Source organism: Paenibacillus sinensis (assembly GCF_019904155.1).
Classification (GTDB): Bacteria; Bacillota; Bacilli; order Paenibacillales; family Paenibacillaceae; genus Paenibacillus_AQ; species Paenibacillus_AQ sinensis.
In genome coordinates this window covers 65045-84966 of sequence record NZ_JAHCMB010000202.1, presented here as the reverse complement: position 1 = coordinate 84966, position 19922 = coordinate 65045, and the positions used below count along the sequence as shown (strand labels likewise).

At 41.4% G+C, this 19922-nt stretch carries 15 protein-coding genes (1 of these 15 cut by a window edge); all 15 read left to right on the top strand.

Going from position 1 to position 19922, the window contains the following annotated elements:
- The coding region (locus KIH86_RS25440; protein ID WP_223110737.1) for a non-ribosomal peptide synthetase at positions 1-4134 on the top strand (4134 nt) is incomplete at its 5' end.
- A 23-nt stretch (positions 4135-4157) separates the two neighbouring features.
- Positions 4158-7268: a cyclic peptide export ABC transporter gene (locus KIH86_RS25435; RefSeq protein ID WP_223081015.1), complete on the top strand. Its 3111-nt coding sequence runs from the start codon at positions 4158-4160 to the stop codon at positions 7266-7268.
- Between the two features lie 42 nt (positions 7269-7310).
- Entirely contained in the window at positions 7311-8729 is a 1419-nt protein-coding gene (locus KIH86_RS25430; protein WP_223081016.1) for a chorismate-binding protein, read from the top strand.
- 28 nt (positions 8730-8757) lie between these two features.
- A complete protein-coding gene (locus tag KIH86_RS25425; protein WP_223081017.1) occupies positions 8758-9852 on the top strand; it encodes a hypothetical protein in 1095 nt (364 codons plus the stop codon).
- Between the two features lie 94 nt (positions 9853-9946).
- Positions 9947-11230, top strand: coding sequence for an aldehyde dehydrogenase family protein (locus tag KIH86_RS25420; protein ID WP_223081018.1), 1284 nt, complete (start codon positions 9947-9949; stop codon positions 11228-11230).
- Positions 11231-11240: 10 nt separating this feature from the next.
- On the top strand, positions 11241-11921 hold the full coding sequence (locus KIH86_RS25415; protein ID WP_223081019.1) for a cyclase family protein: 681 nt from the start codon (positions 11241-11243) through the stop codon (positions 11919-11921).
- Complete coding sequence (locus tag KIH86_RS25410) at positions 11921-12679, top strand: SDR family NAD(P)-dependent oxidoreductase (RefSeq protein WP_223081020.1); 759 nt, start codon at positions 11921-11923, stop codon at positions 12677-12679. The genes KIH86_RS25415 and KIH86_RS25410 overlap by 1 nt, the downstream gene beginning before the upstream one ends.
- 16 nt (positions 12680-12695) lie before the next feature.
- Positions 12696-13445: an SDR family NAD(P)-dependent oxidoreductase gene (locus KIH86_RS25405; RefSeq protein WP_223110736.1), complete on the top strand. Its 750-nt coding sequence runs from the start codon at positions 12696-12698 to the stop codon at positions 13443-13445.
- A 34-nt stretch (positions 13446-13479) separates the two neighbouring features.
- A complete protein-coding gene (locus KIH86_RS25400; protein WP_223081022.1) occupies positions 13480-14739 on the top strand; it encodes an ACP S-malonyltransferase in 1260 nt (419 codons plus the stop codon).
- 23 nt (positions 14740-14762) lie between these two features.
- Positions 14763-15629, top strand: a complete 867-nt coding sequence (locus KIH86_RS25395) for a 3-hydroxyacyl-CoA dehydrogenase family protein (RefSeq protein WP_223081023.1) — start codon at positions 14763-14765, stop codon at positions 15627-15629.
- A gap of 23 nt (positions 15630-15652) precedes the next feature.
- Complete coding sequence (locus KIH86_RS25390; RefSeq protein ID WP_235775599.1) at positions 15653-15916, top strand: acyl carrier protein; 264 nt, start codon at positions 15653-15655, stop codon at positions 15914-15916.
- Positions 15909-17063: an acyl-CoA dehydrogenase family protein gene (locus tag KIH86_RS25385; RefSeq protein WP_223081024.1), complete on the top strand. Its 1155-nt coding sequence runs from the start codon at positions 15909-15911 to the stop codon at positions 17061-17063. Before KIH86_RS25390 ends, KIH86_RS25385 begins: the two co-directional genes overlap by 8 nt.
- A gap of 20 nt (positions 17064-17083) precedes the next feature.
- On the top strand, positions 17084-18664 hold the full coding sequence (locus tag KIH86_RS25380) for a non-ribosomal peptide synthetase (RefSeq protein ID WP_223081025.1): 1581 nt from the start codon (positions 17084-17086) through the stop codon (positions 18662-18664).
- Complete coding sequence (locus tag KIH86_RS25375) at positions 18621-19223, top strand: condensation domain-containing protein (RefSeq protein ID WP_456094028.1); 603 nt, start codon at positions 18621-18623, stop codon at positions 19221-19223. The genes KIH86_RS25380 and KIH86_RS25375 overlap by 44 nt, the downstream gene beginning before the upstream one ends.
- On the top strand, positions 19151-19922 hold the 5' portion of the coding sequence (locus KIH86_RS25370) for a condensation domain-containing protein (protein WP_223110738.1). Its footprint extends 32 nt past the window's final position; only the first 772 of its 804 coding nucleotides appear in the window; the start codon lies at positions 19151-19153; its stop codon lies beyond the right edge, outside the window. Before KIH86_RS25375 ends, KIH86_RS25370 begins: the two co-directional genes overlap by 73 nt.

Sequence of the window (19922 nt, the reverse complement as noted above, 5' to 3'; positions counted from 1 at the left end):
TTTAAATTAAATGAAGAAGAATGTGGATATTTGGCAAAATTCCATCATATCATTTCTGACGGATGGTCAACTCATGTTATGACGAAGCAGATTCGTGATTACTATCTTTCATTAATGACCGGCGATTCCGGACCTGATTCTTCCGAATACTCTTACTTGGAATATATCCAACAAGAGCAGGAATATCTCGCATCTAAGCGATTTTTGAAGAATAAAGCGTTTTGGAACAGGGAATTTTCCGATCTGTCGAAAATATCTCTGCTCAAACATTCCGATCATATGGAAGCCGAGCGTAAAACTTATGAGTTATCTGCGGATACTTCGATATACATTAAAAACTTCATTGAAGATAATAAAATCTCGTTAAATACTTTTTTTGTTACCGCATATTTGCTTTATCTGAACAAAACTACCCAAATCGATGATCTGGTCATAGGAACACCCGTATTAAATCGTTCGGGCCTAAAGCAGAAGAATTGTATGGGTATGTTTACCAGCACGATGCCCTTTCGTTTTGGCGTTCAAAGTAATCAGACCGTAATTACAATGCTGAATACAGTAAATGAGAAGCTTACCCAATGTTTTTTCAATCAAAAATATCCCTACGAACTGTTGGTTCAGGACTTGGAACTTAAAAAAGAGGGATACGATCATTTGTTCAATGTATCTGTGAACTGTTATAACACTAAGCCGATTACCGATTGGAACGGACTTCCTGTCGAAAATGTCGAGATTTTTAACGGAAATCAAATTTATTCCCTGCAAGTCATCATTAGAGATTGGGGCGATTCAGGGAAATTAGTGCTGGATTTTGATTTCAGAGTCAGCGATTATACATCCGCACAGATTGATTCAATGTTCAGGCAACTGTTAGTGTTGATTCACCAAATGCTTGAAGAGCCCAATAAGCAAGTGGGGAAGATGGGTTTGCTTTCGCAAAACGAAAGAAAAACATTTATTTATGATTTCAACGCCACAGCAGTCGATTACCCGAGAAATCTGACGATAGTTCAATTATTTGAGCAGCAAGTCAAGAAGACTCCAGATAAGATAGCAATAAGTTTCCTGGAGGACGAAATTAGTTATTCCCAGTTGAATCAAAGGGTGAACCGCCTAGCAAGGGTATTATGTACAAAAGGTGTGGGAAAAGAAGTTATAGTCCCACTGCTTGTCAGTCATTCAACAGAAGCCGTTGTCGCAATACTTGCTGTATTAAAAGCCGGAGGGACTTATCTTCCTATTGATCCTGCTTCGCCGGAAGACAGAATCGACTTTATACTTAAGAATTCTGCGGCAAGTTTGTTGCTAACCAATTTTGATAATATCGGCAATATTAATTTTGAAGGGGAAATCCTCCACCTTTCTTATGTAGGCCAAATTGATGCAGATTCCTCCGATCTTGGTATAGCCATTGCTCATAATCAATTGGCTTACGTGATTTATACTTCGGGTTCAACAGGCTTGCCAAAAGGGGCCATGATTGAGCATCAGGGATTGGCTAACTATATTCAATGGGCCCAACAATGTTATGTAACCAGTGAAGATGAAGTATTTCCTTTATACTCGTCCTTGGCCTTTGATCTTACCATTACATCGATCTTTACGCCTTTAACCAGCGGGGGAAGGATAATTGTATATGCCGATGATAGAGATGAGTATGTTCTATACCGGATTATAAAAGAAAGAAAAGCCACTATCATCAAATTAACGCCGTCACATTTATACCTGTTACAAAATTTAGACCACAGCCAATCCTCCATCAAAGCCTTTATCGTTGGCGGGGAAGATTTGAAAGTTTCACTTGCCGAGCGCATATGCAAGGGTTTTTACGGGAAAATTGCGATATACAATGAATACGGCCCGACGGAAACGACAGTTGGCTGTATGATTCATAAATATGAGAGCGGAAGAGATAGGGGCCCCTCGGTTCCCATCGGTATTCCCGCCGCGAATGTCCAAATATATATTTTAGACAAGAACCTGAATTGTGTTCCAATATCAACGGTTGGAGAACTATATATCTCCGGCGACGGTGTAGCAAGAGGATATTTAAACGAAAACCTGCTAACGGAAGAGAAATTTGTAGACAATCCCTACATAGAAGGGAAACGAATGTACAAAACCGGAGATCAGGCCAGATTCTTACCTTCTGGAAAGATTGAGTATATTGGACGGACTGATCATCAGGTCAAAATAAGAGGATATCGGATTGAACTGGGGGAGATTGTTTATCAGCTTGAGCAACATCCGGCAGTTAAGAATGCGATTGTAATTGACCGGGAAGAAATAAGCGGAAATAAATATCTTTGCGCTTATATAACGAATAATACTCCTGTTACTGTTTATGAATTAAAGGTGTATCTCAAGACAGTTCTTCCGGAATATATGATTCCTCTTCATTTTGTTGAGCTGCCGGAGATTCCTTTGACGGTAAACGGCAAGTTTGACCGATCAAGCCTGCCAAGCCCGTTGCCGAATGCTTCTGATATCAATTCTTGTGAGAAATTAGTTTATAAGAATAAAAAAGAAGAAATCTTAGTCAAGGCCATTTGTAAAGTCCTTCAACTGGAGAGCGTGGGTATGAAGCATGACTTTTTACATTTAGGCGGAGATTCAATTAAGGCAATCCAGATTTCTTCTCAGATCAGCGATCAGGGATATAAGCTCAAGGTTAAGGACATATTGACGCATCCCATCCTGGAAGAGATGGCGCAATATATCGGGGAGAAGGAGCAGGGGCTTGCCGATCAAGGCATCGGTGATGGAAGCATTCTGACTACCCCAATTGTATCTTGGTTCTTTAAGCAAAATTTCCCCAAACCGAACCACTATAATCAAAGCATTATATTGGATATTACAAGTGAGCTTGAAAAAAGACAATTAGAGAAAATATTCAATCTATTGATTCAGCATCATGATGCGCTCCGGATGAATTACAATTTTACGACAGGAGAATTGTTTTATAACAACAATCACTTGGCACAGCAGCATTTCATCGAAGAATACGATATTGCAAGTCTTCCCCCAAGCGAGCAGCGTGAACGAATGAATCAAATTACTGCAGTAATTAAAGAGAGTTTTGATCTTGAAACGGATCTCTTGATAAAAAGCTGCATCTTTATACTTGGAGAAAATACAAAGAAACTATTTATCACAGCTCATCATATGGTGATAGACGGTGTGTCATGGAAAATCTTCTTGGAGGATTTCCGCAACTTAAGCACGAAGGCGCTCCGTAACAGGCCAAGCCTGGAACTTGCCCCCAAAACGTTGTCCTATCAACAGTGGGCCAAGTATCTTCGGGAGTATGGCTTGGAGCTGGCTTCAAATGAGAAATTATTTTGGGATTTGATAGGCGGGAAAAGATTCGTCTTCCCGGAGGATCATAACTGCAATTCGGATAACAACGATATTTCAAACAGAATGATATCAATATTATCGGAGGAAGAGACACAAGCGTTGTTATCAAACGCCAATGTTGCTTTCAGAACAGAACCAAGAGATTTGTTGATTGTAGCATTAATTAAGACGATCGCGGAATACACGGGATCTGAAGATGTCATTATAGAACTGGAAGGTCATGGAAGAGAAGAGCTGTTAGCCAATATGGATTTGACGAGGACAATAGGATGGTTTACAACGCTGTATCCTTTTTATGCAAAAGTAACTGATATCGGCTATTCGCGACTCACGAAAGAAATTAAGGAAGGTTTGCGAAATATTCCTAACAAGGGGATTGGTTATGGAATATTGAGGTACTTATCCGATGAACTCGAACATCCAGAGCAAGATTATATTCGGTTTAACTATCTTGGAGACTTTACAGCAGAGTCGTCAGAGCAAAATATCCAACTGTCGGAGATTCACTGGATAAATGACCTCAGCCCGATGAACCGTTCCACAAGCATAATTGACATGAATTGTTATATCGTTCGTCGTCAGCTGAATGTTGTGATGAACTTTAACCCGAGCAAGTTTCATATCAGTACAATCCAAAAAATACTCGAAAAATACATGACAGAGCTTCGAAACCTGTTACGTCACTGTTTAATGCAAGACCGAATATATTTTACTGTTTCTGATTTTGATACAGCTGAACTGACACAGGAAGAATTGGATCAACTACTTTGTTAATACAATATTAGGGGTTAAACATAATGAAAAAAAGTTTTCCTGCTCTTATTGCTGTGTTCTTGCTGTTCCTGCTGATGGCTAATGTCGTACATGCCCAAGAGGAATGGATAGGTTTGCAGGAGCTGGAGTCTACAAGCAAAACAAGCGCCATCGATTCATGGATAACCAAGAATATGAAGGATGGCAAAATCCCAGGAGCCTCTGTTGTCATTGTTCATGGCGATAAGACCGTTTATCACCAAGGATTTGGCTATGCGGACAAAGAGAAAGGGACTCCTGTCACTGCAGATACCTTGTTTGAATTAGGCTCCAACAGTAAAGCATTTACAGCCTTGGGAATCTTACAACTGGCAGAAAGAGGCTTAATCAATCTAAATGACCCGGTTAAGAAATATATTCCTTGGTTTGAAATGCGATATAAGGGAATCCACAATGGTAAAAAAATGGATGCGTATGTGGAAATCACTCTGGAGCAATTATTGCATCACACCAGTGGAATTCCCTATAAGTCTATAGCCAATATTCCTATCGCACAGGGGAATGAGGCGCTTGATTCAACGGTCAGAATGCTCGTGGGCAAACAATTGGACTTTTACCCGGGAGACAAATTTCAATATGTAACCATTAATTACGACATTCTCGGTCTGGTAATTCAGAAAGTAACCGGTGAAACGTTCGAAGATTATATGACAGAGGCATTATTGAGGCCGGCCAATTTGAAGCATACTTATTTATCGCGCAATGAATCGGTTCTGGAGCATCTGGCAACAGGATATAAAGTAGGGTTTTTACGATCTGAGCCATATGCAGCACCGATCTACCGGGGAAATGCACCAGCCGGGTATTTCATAACTAACTCTCAAGACTTGGAAAGATGGATCAAATTACAGCTGAACTCAATCAATGACAGCTCTTTAAGCGGGAAATTGATTGAATTATCGCATAATGCCGATCGTACGGTTGGCCCTTCTCCTGACGGCTCATCATATGCAGCCGGGTGGTTTGTATTCCAGGAAGGGGGTGGGAAAATAGCCCATGGCGGAAGTAATCCTAACTATTCTTCCTACATTATCTTAAAACCTGACGAAGAAATCGGCATCGGTATTTTGACTAACTTAAATTCTTCTTACACGGAAGCAATGGCGAAGGGAGTCATGGATATTCTCCAAGGGGAGAAACCGCAAAGCAATGTATCCGATACCTATATAAATATTGACCGTATTGCCTTTGCGGTCATTCTAGTTTCGGCTCCAATTATGATAATAACCGTATGGCTGCTCATAGTCTTTGCAGTACAAACCATTCAAAGAAAGCGTAAGTTTAATGCGAATCTCTCCAAAGTGTTGCGGAATTTACTGTTCTATCTGATTTTCCTGTTCGGCTTTGCATACTGTTTGTATATAATGCCGGATGCTTTATTTGACGGATTGCCTTGGGGATTTATTAAAGTATGGGGACCACCAACCTTGCCGCTTGCTATCTTTATGCTATTTGCTGCCGTTGCATTATTCTGCGGGTATTTTTTCCTGACAACACTTTCTCCGCGGAATGATAGGGCACTATTTATTATTTCGATAATCAGCATTGCCAGCGGTTTGGGAAATGCAATTATCATCTTTATTATCAATGAGACGCTGGGTAGAAATGACGGATTCCAAAAGGGATTATTATTCTTTTTTGTTTTAGGCACGGTAATATATGTTTTTGGCCAACGAATTGTAAGACTTAATTTATTGAGGCTAACCAATCAGTTGGTGTTTAGCAAAAGAACTCGCTTGATTGAGTGTATCCTCAATGCGTCCTATGAAAAGATTGATCATCTGGAAAGCGGAGCAATCCACTCTGGATTAAATAACGATACGGAAATTATAAGCAATTTTTCAAATGTTGTTATTACAGCAGTCACAGGTGTAATTACCCTGTTTTGCTGTTTTATCTATCTTGGTCTCATTAATTTTTATGGGCTGCTTTTTTCTATAGCCATTATCTTCATAGCAGCGGGATTTTATTTTGCAATGGGACGATATGCCAATCGGTTGTGGGAAGAAACAAGAGATATTCAAAATGTATTTTTCAAGTTCATTAACAGTTTATTGGAAGGATATAAGGAACTGAAGCTTCATAGCAGAAAGCGAAATGAGTTTCGGCAAGATATGCAAGGGAGGTGCGAGGAGTATAGGGATAAACGCGTGAAAGGTGACCTCGGCTTTGCCAATGTTTTTGTTATAGGCGAGTTGCTGTTTACATTGGTCATTGGGGTCACAGCTTTTGCATTTCCGGTGCTTTTTGATGATATAAAGGTAGATTCATTAAGAGGTTTTGTATTTGTCTTCTTGTACATGACAGGCCCTATTCACGGGGTTTTGAATTCTATACCGGAAATCATCCGTGTGCGTATCAGTTATAAAAGGTTGATCGGGCTGGAGCATGAATTGGGTGTAGCATCGGATGAGAACACCTATCGAGAAGGGCAATTTCGAACCCATGGTCCTGTTGAGTTAGAACTGGTGGATGTGAAATATACACATAAAGCATCGGATGAGGCACTGTTTCATGTGGGACCGATTTCCTGCAGGTTTAGGTCCGGTGAAATTACATTCATCACTGGAGGAAATGGCAGCGGCAAGTCTACTTTGGCCAAATTGATTACAGGGCTGTATGAGCCAGACGAAGGACACCTTCAAATCAATAAAGAAATCGTGGACCACGTTTTCTTAGGAGAGAACTTTTCAGTTGTATTTAGTGACTTTCACATTTTCAATGAATTGTACGGAATCGACATTGAAAATGATGCGGAAATTGCATATTACTTGGAGAAATTGCAGTTAACCGAGAAGGTGAGCATAAGTCAAGGGGAATTCAGCAGCGTTAAGCTTTCGACTGGACAAAGGAAACGTCTGGCCTTGCTGTTGGCTTATTTGGAAGATAGACCAATCTTTCTGTTTGATGAATGGGCAGCGGATCAGGATCCGGAGTTCAGAAAGTATTTTTATGAAGTACTCTTGCCTGAGCTGAAGAGAAGAAACAAATGTATTATTGCCATTACCCATGATGACAGGTATTTCTATGTTGCAGATCAGCTATTAAAGATGGATATGGGAACTATGGTAGAGTCCGTCGGAAGTCTTCGTTAGAAATGATCCCGAATAAAAAACTGACCTATTATCGAGGTAACTATGAGTAGAACACATGACTTAAGTAGGGATTTAACCACAAATCCCCTAATCAAATCAGCAGTGACGCTACAGGCTCTGGATGAGAAGGCATTTTTAAAATGGCATGAGCAGTTGGTTCGCAACAATCTTCTTGGAGTGAATTGTAAAAATTATCAGAATGTTTTTATTGCCCAAACTGAGGAAAAATCAATACTGAAAATGGGTTCATTGGGGTTCTACATCGGGTTTAAGGTTTATATCAATCGGAACGAAATTATAGCTAAACTGCTGATTGAAGACAAAGAGATTGATGAGAAGGTTATTGCGGTTCAATGCACTGACTCATACGTTCCTTACGAGGAAGTCTTTGAAGCGTGCAGCCGCATGAAAAAACAAATTAAAAAAATGCTGGGCACTGAATATTACGACATCCCTTTCATAGGCGGCTGTAAGAGCATTACCTTTCAAGACCGGCCGCAAGAGATAGCGGTGTTTTATATTCCGGAAATAATTGTGTATGGTACCGGTGAAAATTACACACTGTTCTCTTCGGTTGGAAAGTGCAATTTACCAGAGGTCAAGCCAAGTGGTGGTGATATAACCAAGACACCAGTTGAATTTTCCCTGAAGCATTATCCTGAAAAAGAAGCCTATATTCAAAATACCAAGATGGTAATTGAGAAAATAAAGGAAAAGGAAATTCGAAAAATAGTCCTGTCCAGGAAGTGCGTTGTTGGACTTCATAAACCTATTGATTTAGCAGACTATACCCAATATGTGTTTAATCATTACTTTCAAGAGTACTATTTCATGTTTGAAATGGGCAATAGTGACAGGTGGGTTGGGGTTTCGCCGGAAATCGTGATCAAGAAAAACGAAAGAAGCGCCGTTACCCGACCGTTAGCCGGAACAAAAAAGAAAGAAAACGATAAGACGCACAACGAGTTGCTTATTGAAGAATTTCTGGCAGACAGCAAGGAAAATTTGGAGCATGATTGTGCCGTTAATCTTATGATGGATGATTTGCACCGTTTACCGGCAAAAGAGGTCCGCTTAAGCCGCAAAAAGGAGATTATTGAGACTCCTTACGCTTATCATCTGAAAAGTGAAATTATGATTTCACTTGATGATAGATTGAATTGTTTTGACCTGTTGGGAGCAATTTATCCACCTGCGACGATTTGGGGATATCCAAGGCAGATCTGCAGCTCGTTTATCCGTCAGACCGAACCTTTTAGCCGGGATTATTACACAGGTATATATGGATATTTTGATTTGAACGGAAAAGCAGATTTTGCTCTAGTGATCCGCTCGGCTGTTTTGGCAGACGATGAAATTGTCATATACGCAGGAAGCGGTATCGTGGAATCTGCAGATGCACAAGCCGAATGGGAAGAAACCAAATTGAAAATGAACCCTTTTTTAAATTACTTTTCATAGTACAGCTGAATGAAGGGATGGTCTCGGAATGATTGAAATCTATGGCGTCGAGGAAAGCAAGTCTGTCTCATCGTTGAAAGAAGTCATAGCAGCATCCATGAGATGGCACTTTTCGGAAGAGACAGGTTCGGACTTCTGGATCAGTAAAAAAAAGGAGCTGGGTTTTAATCCAATCCGTGATATCCAAGTTCTTGAGGATTTCCGGTACTTTAAAGATTACTCCGAAGAAATGAAAACTGTAAATGTAAATGCTCTGATCCCTAAGGGCATTCGGAAGCTCTCCGATGATATCAATGTATATGAGAGTGGGGGCACCACAGGCTCACCGCAACGGATTATTGATCAATTTTCACGAGCAAAAGCTTTGGAATGGGTGGATTTACATTTGACGGAAAGAGGAATAACGCCGGATCTGGACGGCGACTGGCTTCATGTTGGACCGACAGGGCCGCATATCGTTGGGACTTCAATCGGCAGATTGGCAAAAAGAAGAAAAAGACTCTGCTACTATATCGACTTTGATCCGAGATGGGTAAAAGTTGCTGCAAAGAACGGCAAGCAAGATATTATTGAGCTTTATCTTGAGCATATTATGACTCAAGTCAAAGTGTTACTGGAGACACAGAACATTTCGGTTATGTTCGCGACACCACTGGTCTTGGAGGCTATCTCCAAAAAGCCGGAGCTATGTGAGCTATTAAATAAAAAAGTCAAAGGAATCATTTGGGCTGGGACTTCTCTTAATGAGGATACTCTTGATGCGTTTGAGCAATATATCTTTCCGAATATTCACTTTGCCGGCTTATATGGAAATACGCTTATGGGAATTGCCCCGCAGAGAAGAAAAAGTGCGAGTGATTCACATCTGTGTGTATATCAAGGTTTCTATCCCTTTTCTATTACAGATATTGTGGATGAGAACGACCCTAATCTGAATGTGGAATACGGCAAGAAAGGCCAAGTGAAAATCACCTTAATGACTCCGGATCTGTTTATACCTTGGCATTTGGAGAGAGATCAGGCCATTCGGGTTGAGCCAGTGGAAGGATACCAGAGTCATGGCGTAGCCGAAGTACAACCCATTGGAAAAATGAAGAATACCATTTTTGAAGGGGTTTATTGATTCTATGAGGCTGCGGATATTAAAACCGGGGAAACAGTACTCGCCAAGACTTTGCATAGATATAAGAGACTTATGTGGGTGCCCGATTGCAGAGATGGAACAGCTGCCAAAGGTGATGATAGGGCATATCATTCGTGAAATGGGCAACGTTGCAATCAACACTGAAAAAATCGCTGAGTGTTATACAAAAGCTTTTGATACGTTCCTGAACGGAAAGCCGGATGGCTTATGTTTAAGTGAATATTTACATAATGTACATCTGGTGACCGGTATTCCCATTCGTTCATTAAAACTTAATGTTCAGGAATTGGCGCAAAGCCTGCTCCATATCCCTCGGCAAATCATAATGGAAATTCCCAGAGGTGCCTCGTTGCTTAATCCGATATATCCTGTTGCACCAGGGATTTACTGGGTTCCGAAAGGTAAGACTCTTTCCATTGTTGCCGCAGGTAATAATCCCTTAACCAACAAATCATGGTTGGAGGCTCTGGCGGCAGGTTACAAGGTGATTCTCAAGCCTAGCCAGAAAGAGCCTTTCACGCCATATCGGCTTATGTTGAGTTTATTGGAAGCCGGCTTGCCGGAAGATTACCTGACTTTTATTCCGGGTGGCCATGATATTGTTGACAGTTTAGTTGAAGAATCAGACTTCACTCTTTTATTTGGCAATGCAGCAACCGTGAACCGGTACAGAAACAATCCCAAGGTTATTGTCCGTGGCCCGGGTTATTCAAAAATATACTGGGATAAACAATCGGAAACGGAAAAGCCGGGGGATGCTGACAAGATCAGCAATCTCATTCTGGATTCTATTATCAGTGACGGCGGAATGAAATGCTTTAACACAAGCGGCATCATCTACGAACAATCAAACAGGGCAAGGATGGACCGGATATATCAAAATCTGTTATCGCAATCCTGCACGGGTTTTTATGATGAGGAAACGAACCTTCCGTTGATAACGCGAGAGAGAGCATTAACTTTGTCGAATTATTTATGCGAATTTATCAAAGAACATGGTTTATCCAGAGTGACAGACGGAGATGACTGCTACTTTATTGAACTTGGGGATAATTTATGTGCGATGCGCCCTGCAATTTTGGAAGCACCGGTTGCAGGACAAATGCTTTCTAGATTTGAACTGCCGTTTCCGGCCTTTTGGGCCCATTCAGTTCAACATGAACCGGATTTCGCATTGCTTAGAAACTCTTTGACGCTGACCTTACTGACGGATAATGAGACATTGAAATATAAAGCCCTTTGTGATGGTTCCATCAAGAAGGTGATCACCTGTCGGAGCATGCCGGCGGAGACTATAATGGTGCCTCATGAAGGATACCTGCTATCACAGCTTTTTGAAGCAAAAGCATTTATGTAGGAGGTTAATAATGCGCACAGCATACGAAATTATTGACTTGTCGATAGCCTTTCACAAGAATATGCCGAAATATGAAGCAGCCTGGTTTCCAGAGTTTTCTTATGAAGAAATACGGCCGGAGAACCTTACCGACAACACATGGAAGCGCAGATTTACCAAGGTAAATCTATTTGCCCATAATGGAACCCATGTAGAAGTTTCGGATCATGTATTTAGTGATGGAAATACGCTGGGACAACATCAGCTTGAACGATTTCTGGGCTTTCCTTGGATTGTTGATTTGACCGATGTTCCCGAAGGAATGCCGATTTCTTATGAGAAAGTTTACGAGAGAATGAAAGATAAACTGATCCGCAAGAACGATATTCTTTTGCTAAAGACACTCTATAACGATAAACACTGGGGAGCAGCATCATTTTGGAAGCATTCTCCCTGGCTTGATGAAGAAGCCGCGCAATATATTGCAAGCTTGGAGCCAGGGTTTGTTGGGATCGACTTTCAAACTGAAAAGCCGAAGGAAAAGGACTTTGTGGTGCATAAGACATTAACTGCCAAAGGGATGATACTTTGTGAATATTTAGTTAATTTAGATAAAATAACTGAGGACTGCCTGTTCATGGCGCTGCCTATTCATTTGCCGGAACTTGAAGCCTCTCCTGTTCGAGCCTCAGCTGTAAGGTTTGTCTATTGATGGCCATGCAAAAGAAATACTGCATTGTTACGGGCGCCGGCAGCGGGATTGGAAAAAGTACAGCGGAGTTGTTCCTGGAAAAAGGGTTTACTTGTATTTGTATTGATCAGGATGAAGCGAATTTGAATGCTTTACTTCCAGGGCATCCGGAGAAATATCATCTGGTATACGATTTGCTTGATGACAACTCTTATGGCCAAATCGCATGTGAGTTGCAAAGCATCCTTGTCAATGCCGGGTTTATTACCCTGATTAACAACCTTGGAGGTTCAAAGCCGAATTCGAGTCCATTGAATGTTGCAGATTGGGATCGGTTTCTTTCTTCAATGATTTTCAACGTAAAGCCAACGGCCTGCATGACAGACGTGGTAGTCAGCCATATGCAAAAAATTAAATGCGGCAATATTTTAAATATATCCTCTATTTCCGGGAGAGTCCCTCACATGACAATAAAGGAGGATTATGCAGCCGCTAAAGCCGCAATTCTTGGCTTTTCCAGAGTGAAGGCGATGGAACTCTCCAAGGATGGAATATTAGTCAATACTTTATGTCCGGGTATTATTGCTACCGAACGGATTATTAACCGGTGGGAGAGCCGGGAGCAAAAATACAATGAAGAAATTTTAAAAACAATTCCACTGGGCAGGTTGGGACAACCTGAGGAAGTAGCAAAAGCAGCTTATTTTTTGGGTTCGGATGACAATAGTTACATCACAGGTGCTGTCCTGGATATTAACGGAGGCATTTTTATGCTCTAATTTTTAATGTGAGGTTATGAATATGTTGAAGAATTGCATTGTTGTTTTAACAGGGGGAACCAGTTTTTTGGGAAGTGAGATAGCTATTCGCTTGGCACAGGAAGGCGCGCATATTATTTTCACTTACTTAGAGCAACATCAGAAAGGGAAGGAGGTTATTGAGAAAATTTATGCTTGCGGAGGAAGCGGAGAGATGGTGAAAGTTAATTTGCTCGATGCGGATGAAGTGCATGCTTGTTTTGACTTTATCCAAGAAAAACATGGGCTGATCGATGTTTTGATTAATAATGCCGGTATCGGTGAACCGGAGCAGACAGACCGGCTTTCCATCGAGAAGTGGAACAAACATCTCTCCCTGAATTTAACGGCACCTTTCCTTTGCATCCAAAGATCCATTGATATGCTGAAGAAGTCCCATTATAAGAAGATTATTAATATTTCTTCTGTCGCTGCACTCACAGGAGGAAGCTTTGGAGCGCATTATGCGGCATCTAAGGCCGGGCTGATCGGATTGACCAAAAGTATTGCCAAGGATTATGGGAAGTGGGGCATTACGGCAAATGTTGTCGCCCCCGGCCCCATACAATCTGAAATGACAGATTCACTGGGCACTGAGGTATTGACCAAGTTGATGGATGCAACACCGCAAGGAAGGCTGGGCTTGCCACAAGAAGTTTCTGAGCTTGTCTGCCAACTAATCAATCCCAAAGTTAACTATATTACCGGTCAAACCATAGTAATTGATGGGGGAAGATATATGGTTTAGTGTTCGACCAATTTATTTTGAGGGTGCTAATAATATGGAATATGAGTGGATAAAAAGCAATTTTATGTTTATGTTCCCCGGCGTTGGTTCCCAATATTTTGGAATGGGACGTGAACTGTACAAAAGTTATCCCATAGTCAGGGAGACCTTTGAAGAAGCGAGTGATGAATTAAAGATTGATTTTCACAATCTATGTTTTGAGGAAAACAATGGTGAATTGAATTTGCTTGAGTATACGAAACCCGCTTTAGTCTGTCTGTGTGTGGCGATTTACAGAGTATTTTTGCAGCAGACAGGGATTGAGCCAAAGTTTGGCATGGGCTACAGTCTTGGGGAGTATACAGCTCTATGTTGTGCCGGTGTCCTTAGATATGCCGATACTTTGCAAATTGTTCATCAGCGGGCACTGATTGTAAATGAAGTGGCGGCAAATGTTCATGGAACCATGGCCTGGGTGGTCAATATAGAACGGAATATGGCAAAGAATATTTGTAACAGAATCAATCAAGAGGGATATGAGATTTATATTTCGTCTTATGATTCGCAAGAGAAATTGTCCGTCTCCGGTACCAATGAAGGCATTCAACAGTTCGCAAGAATTGTAGAAGATGCTGGCGGGATGGTAATACCGATTAAGATGAGCGGACCTTTTCATTCGCCATTAATGAAAGAAGCTGCGGTTCGGCTCAGGGAAGTTTTGAATCAGTTCAAGTTCCAGTCTTCCCGATTTGACGTTATAGCTAACCGGGATGCATCTGTGTACGGGATCACGAGAGAGGGAATTATTGAAAACCTGGTGATGCAACTGGTCGAGCCTATCATGTGGGATCGTGGTGTGAACTATGCAGCCGCTCATGGCATCAAATTTGCAATTGAATTGGGTCCTAAAAATGTGCTCAAGTTTTTACTGCGAGACAATACACGAGGAATTCGGGCGTATTCCGTTGAAAAAGCGGAAGATATTCAGCGGCTCTTGGACGACATTACCTTACCGCTGATGGAATATGGAGATATCCTTAAAAAAAGTTTGGGGGTAGTTGTCTCTACAAAAAATCAGTGCAACGACAAAGAACGGTACGAATCGCATGTTGCCGGACCTTATAACCAATTGATCGGATTGTATAAAGAAAGCAACGAAACGGGGAAATGTACCGGAGCTGCCGTTAAGGAAGCGGTCGATTTGTTGCAGGTCATCTTACAAACAAAAGGCTCCAGTAAAGAACTAATCGACGCCCGAATCAGGAAATTGCTTAATGGCAGGGTGCTGCTGGAAGATACAAGGTTAATCTACTGATTACGCATGGAATGGGGGAGACTATGGAACTGAAAGTAATAGGTGTTATAGGTGCTGGTACCATGGGGATCGGCCTTGCAGTAGACCTGCTGGTTCACGGGTTTAAAGTAGTGCTAACGGATATCTCAGACAAACAACTGGAAACGGCAAGAAGCGAAATAACAAAGGGAATCCGGTTTGTTCCCCTTTTAAACAAAGAATTGCCAGCGTTTGATGCGGAAGAAGCGCTGAGGCAGATTGTGTTTACCCTTGATATAAATGACGTGAAGGATTGCGATTTTATTGTTGAGAATGTGCCGGAGGAATTCGAGATCAAAGAGCAGGTTTATACGAAGCTTGATGCAATCTGCAAGAAGAGTGCCTGCTTCGGAGTAAATACTTCTTGTATCTCCATAACAAGAATCGGTGCGCTGACGACCCGGCCGGATAAGGTGCTCGGAATGCATTTTATGAATCCAGTTGTGATGAAAAGCACAATTGAAGTCATCAGGGGAGAGCATACCAGCGAGGGAACGATTGATACAGCTAAAGTGTTCTTGGCAGGACTTCAAAAAGAAGCGGTTGTTGTTAATGATTTGCCCGGTTTTGTGTCCAACAGGATTTCGCATCTCTTTATGAATGAAGCGGCATTTGTTGTACAAGACCAGCTTGCGGAACCTAAGCAGGTTGACAAGATTTTCAAGGAGTGTTTTGGACATAAAATGGGGCCTCTTGAAACGGCTGACTTAATTGGCTTGGATACAGTGGTAAAGTCGCTGGATGTGCTCTTTGAAAGCTTTCAAGACCCGAAATACCGTTGTTGTCCCATGCTGAGGAAGATGGTACACGCAGGACGAATGGGAAGGAAGAGCGGACAAGGATTTTATAGCTATACCACTATTAATAATTAATTGTTCCCAAGGAGGAATTGGTAATGGCATTGATTCAAGACAATATTGAAATAAGAGTTGGACAGTTTATAGCTGATAATGCCGGTATGGATGAGATTGATCGGGATTTGAGAGTTTTTGAAGAAGGAATTGTAAATTCACTGTTTGCAATTGAGTTGATGACCTACTTGGAGAAGGAATTTAGCATCAAAATCCGGATTGATGATTTGAACATGCAGAACTTTGCTTCGGTGAACACCATTACGGAATTCGTTACAAGAAAGTTGGATGAATTGAAGCATGGATAAGATATTAACGCAAATACAAAAGGAACGATACACAAGCTTTAAATCATTTGCCAAAGCGCACATTGAACCTTATGCCAATGAATGGGATATCAACGAGAGATTATCGGATGACATTATCTCCACCTGTGCAGACAAAGGTTATTTGGGATTGTTGATACCAGAGGAATACGGAGGCATGGGCTGGGATTGTGTTACCTACGGATTAATGAATGAGGCATTTGGGCGGGAAAGTGTCTCTCTTTCAGGCCTGTTTAATGTCCATACCATGGTAGCCCAGACGATCCTGAAATGGGGTTCGGATAAACAAAAGGAAAAATGGCTCCCGAAAATGGCCAAAGGCGAGGTACTGGGGGCATTGGCTATTACGGAACCAGAGGCAGGCAGTGATATGAAGGGAATTGAGACAGCTTACGAATTGCATGATGATAAAGTAATTTTAAATGGCAAAAAAAGATGGATTACCTTTGGTGGTATTGCTGATATTTACATAGTTTTTGCCATGCAAAACGGAAGCATGAGCGCTTTTATTGTCGAGAGAGAGAGCAAAGGGTTTCATGTGCGGGATGTAAAAAACATGCTGGGATTCAGAGCGGGGCATCTGGCGATCCTGGAATTTAATGATTGTGTTATTCCACGGGAGAATATGATCGGTTCTGAAGGCATGGCCTTCTCTTACATTGCTCCTTATGCACTGAAATACGGAAGAATTAGTGTTGCCTGCAGTGCCCTTGGACTTCTGAGGGGCTGTATGGAGGCTTGTTCCGTCCATGTTCTCAAGAGAAAGACCTTTGGCAAATTTTTAATTGATCATGGAGCGATCAGTAAGTTCATGACTGATATGGGTGTAGATTATGAAGCGTTGAAACTACTATGTTACAACGCTTGTAAACTTACGGATGAAGATGAATTGGATGGCAGCGAAAGTGTTATGGTCGCCAAATATTTTGCCTCCAAAGCTGCAGTTGAGCATTCATCTAACGCTGTGCAAATTTTAGGCGCCTTGGGCTGTAGCGAGAACTTTTCAGTGGCCCGGTATTATCGGGATTCGAAAGTATTCGGGATTATTGAGGGCAGCAATGAAATTCATCAAATTATTTTGGGGAAAAGCTTTGCCAGAAAGACCAAGAAACGTCTCAGAAATCAATAAACAAAAGGGAATGGGGAATATTGAAGAAAGCTGATACGGATAATCTGGAACCAATTGTACTCGGGTTGAATGATACTGATGCGGATTACGACAAATCGGTTACGCTGCACGAACTTTTTCAGCAGCAGGCAAGGAAGTATCCTGATGCTATAGCATTGATATTTCAAGGAAAGACGATGTCATACAGGGAACTGGATGAAAAATCAAATTCTTTGGCATGGTTGTTAAGGAGTAAGGGAGTTGGGATTGACGATGTGGTGGGTATAATGGCAACCCGCTCATTCGAAATGATTATCGGCATATTCGCAGTCCTCAAAGCCGGGGGGGCCTATATGCCTGTTAATCCCCAGAATCCCGTCAAGCGCAATGAATTCATGCTGACTGAAAGTAAAAGCAAAGTCTTGCTTGTTCAAACACTGGACGAAAGCGATGTTGCGTTTACAGGGGAAAAGCTTTCTCTGGACGATCAGAGACTGTATGGCATCAATTTGAATCCTTTGCCGGTCATTAACGAGTCCTCGGATCTTGCTTATGTGATCTATACCTCTGGTTCAACCGGACATCCCAAGGGAGTCATGATTGAGCACCGTTCCGTATTAAACAGATTGGTCTGGATGCAGGATAAGTACCCGCTCTATGAAGAAGATACACTGCTGCAAAAAACGTCGTACAGTTTTGATGTTTCGGTATGGGAAATTTTTTGGTGGTTTTTCGCAGGTGCCAAGCTCTGTATATTGGAACCCGGTATGGAGAAGTTTCCGCAAGGAATTATTGAATGCTGCTGCAACAACCAAGTGACAGTTATTCACTTTGTGCCATCTATGCTGAATATGTTTTTAAATTATTTGAAGGGAAGCAACGAAGAGGGCAGGTTGTCAAGTTTAAAACAGGTCTTTGTCAGCGGCGAAGCCCTTACTCCGCAGCAGGTGATGCTGTTTAACAAGCAATTATATTCGGTCAATGCCACCAAACTGATCAATTTATACGGACCTACAGAGGCAACGATTGATGTGACTTATTATGATTGCCCATCATCGGGAGACATTCACAAAGTCTTCATCGGGAAGCCCATTTATAATACCAAAATTTTGATTGTATCCGATGGCCACATTCAGCCGGTAGGCCAAGCAGGGGAAATATATATTCTGGGAGACGGGCTGGCAAGAGGCTATTTGCATCGTGAGGATCTAACGAACACTCATTTCGTAAAGAGTTTACTTCCCGAATATAGCCGTATGTACAAAACCGGAGATATTGGGAGATGGCATCCAGATGGCAATCTGGAATATTTAGGGCGAGAGGATTTTCAAGTGAAGATCCGGGGATTGCGAATTGAATTGATGGAAATCGAGGCGGCACTCGAATCTTTTTCCTCAGTCAAGCAAAGTGTTGTAATTGTAAATAAAGTTTCCGAAACGATTATCAACCTGTGTGCGTTTATCGTGAGCGAGACGGACATCCCTGTTTCTCAACTTAAGAGTCATATAAAGGGCTTATTGCCTGATTATATGGTGCCCAATAAATATTTTGTAATCGAAGAAATGCCGTTAACGGCAAATGGAAAGGTTGATCGTAAACTTCTTCAATCAACATATCTTTAATTCTCGGCAGGAGACTAAAATGAACAAAATTGACTCGAAAAATGTTGAGGACATTTTAGCGTTAACCCCGATGCAGTACGGCATGTTGATCTACTATTTGAGAAATCCTGAAAGCAATGTTTATTTTGAAAACCTCATTGTTAACCTGAAGGGAACCATAGATCCGACTGTGTTTCGAAAAACGTGGGAGGAAATTATCTCAAACAATGAGATGCTGCGCACGGTATTCCGGTGGGAAGGGCTGGAAAACCCTGTCCAGGTTATCTTGAAATCCTGTGAAGGAATCATTGAAATCTATAAATATTCAGAAGAAGAAGGCCCATTATCCCTTGATGAGATTGACCTGACTGTGGATTTACTGAAGACATCTTTCAAAGTAATCCTCTATCAATTTGAAACCGACAGGTACAAGTTGATTCTGTGCAGTCACCATATTCTATATGACGGCTGGAGTACGGGGATTCTTCTAAATGAATTCTTTGATGGATACCGCTCCTTAATGAGAAATCAAAAGTTAATATTTCCGGTNATGCTGGTTGCGAAACCGAAAATTATTTAATTCCCCTCTATAAAGAATGTGAGGAAGAGATCAATCTATTTATTAAAGCGAATGGCATAACTTTGGCTGTGTTCATGTATAGCGTTTGGAGTCTATTATTGTATCTTTACAGCCACTGCTCGGATGTTGTTTTTGGAACTACCGTCTCCGGTAGAAAACTAGATATCGGAAATCTGGAGCATGCCGTCGGCTTGTTCATTAATACAATTCCCATGCGGCAAAAAATCGATGCCGAGCAAGAGGTTATGCAATTGTTTCGGGATACGATGAAAACCGTGAAGGACAGGGAAGAATTTGAGCATTCCTCATTAGTTGAAATTAAAGATTATTTGAAATTGTCTACAAGCCATATGTTCGACTCAATAGTCGTTTTGGAGAATTACCCTCTGAATGTTAAAAAAATGAACGATTTTGAATATTTTGATGTTGATTCACATGTGGAGTTTCTGAAATCAGAGTATGAATTTGTTCTGAACGTTGCTGTAATGAAGCGATTGGAAATAACCATATCATTTAATAAGCTTCATTATTCACCCGCCCACATCAGTAAGATTGGCTCCTATTTCGAAAAAATCACTAAACAGATTATACAGAATCCCAATTACACCAGCATGAAAGTGAAGCATATCGATTTGGTGGACGATCAGGACAAAGAAGAATTGTATTCAATCCTCAATAAGGATGCACTGAATTTATCGG